The 1,055-nt window shown below is 64.4% G+C and carries 1 protein-coding gene and 1 pseudogene; both read right to left on the bottom strand.

What is annotated here, in order from left to right; genetic code table 11:
- Nucleotides 1-228: 228 nt before the first annotated feature.
- Nucleotides 229-711 carry a bacterioferritin gene (locus B3D39_RS16960; RefSeq protein ID WP_078530854.1) on the bottom strand — a complete coding sequence of 161 codons (483 nt, stop codon included), beginning with the start codon at nucleotides 709-711 and terminating at the stop codon, nucleotides 229-231.
- A 53-nt stretch (nucleotides 712-764) separates the two neighbouring features.
- A pseudogene (locus B3D39_RS16955) lies at nucleotides 765-1,055 on the bottom strand (ETC complex I subunit); the annotation flags it as partial.

The raw sequence follows: 1,055 nt of genomic DNA, 5'->3' as shown, positions 1-1,055 counted from the left end.
CCAGCGCGAACTCGAAAAGGAACCTGTCTACCACGCGCGGCGGCAGGCTTGTCTGATAGAGAAACGCGAGGACGTTCGCAGCAATGAGCGCCCATATGATGACGGGCGGGTAACGGCGTGCGACGCTGTCAAGATAGGGAAACAGTGGCAGTCTCCGCGTTCATCGGGGTGTCTGGCGGTCGTGGCGGAGCAAGGCGCGCGCGCGCGCACCCGCCTTGCCCCTCGCCGTCACGCTTCGGCCTTGGTCTCATCGAGGAAGCGCAGGCTGTAACTGGCCTCGCCCAGCCTTTCGATGAGCTCGAGCTGCAACTCCAGCCAGGCCTTGTGCCCTTCCTCGTCGAGCACGATTTCCTCGAACAGCATTCGCGATCCGATGTCGTTTTCCTCTGCCGCAGCGCGTGCCGCCTGGCTGTAGAAGGCAATCGCCTCTTCCTCGTCCTTGAGGTCGGCTTCAAACATCTCGCGCAGGGTCTTTGCCCGAACCGGCGGCTTGTCGAAAGCCACCTCGGGCTCACCCTTGAGAAACAGGATCCGCTCCAGAAAGCGGTCGGAATGGCCGCCTTCCTCGGTCTGTTCCTCGCGCATCTGCGCGGCGAGACCGACAAGGCCCCAGTCCTCCAGGACATGGGCATGAAGCTGATACTGGTGTGTGGCGCTGATCTCCATCCTGAGCGCCTTGTTCAGGTTATCGATGGTTTTGGCGTTGGACATTCCATCTCTCCTCGGTTGGGTTATGGTAAAGTATCAGCTCCGCAGGCGGGGCGTCACGTCTTGCGCCGCCCCGCCGCGACGGTCACGCCCGTCCAGGCCGGCGGATCAGAAGCGGGGAAGGATTCGAGATCGGCCTCAAGCACCGGATCGAGCGGGCGATCATCGGTCCCGGACAGATCCCGCGCGCCATCTTGATCGACCGCCCTTCGCAGGCGGTGGTCCGAATGCCCCTGACCCGTGCCGGAGGAGACCCGAAAGGCCCCCGGCGCATCGGCCCCCTTGTAGAGTCGGTGCCTTTCCTGCCCCCGCCAGGGGTTGGGCGCGGTGCGGTGCGGGGCGTCCTC

Origin of the sequence: Thioclava sp. UBA3469 (genome assembly GCF_002378135.1) — a bacterium.
Taxonomy (GTDB): Bacteria; Pseudomonadota; Alphaproteobacteria; order Rhodobacterales; family Rhodobacteraceae; genus Thioclava; species Thioclava sediminum.
Note: the sequence above shows the minus strand (reverse complement) of the source record. Positions and strands in the feature narration are given on the sequence as shown.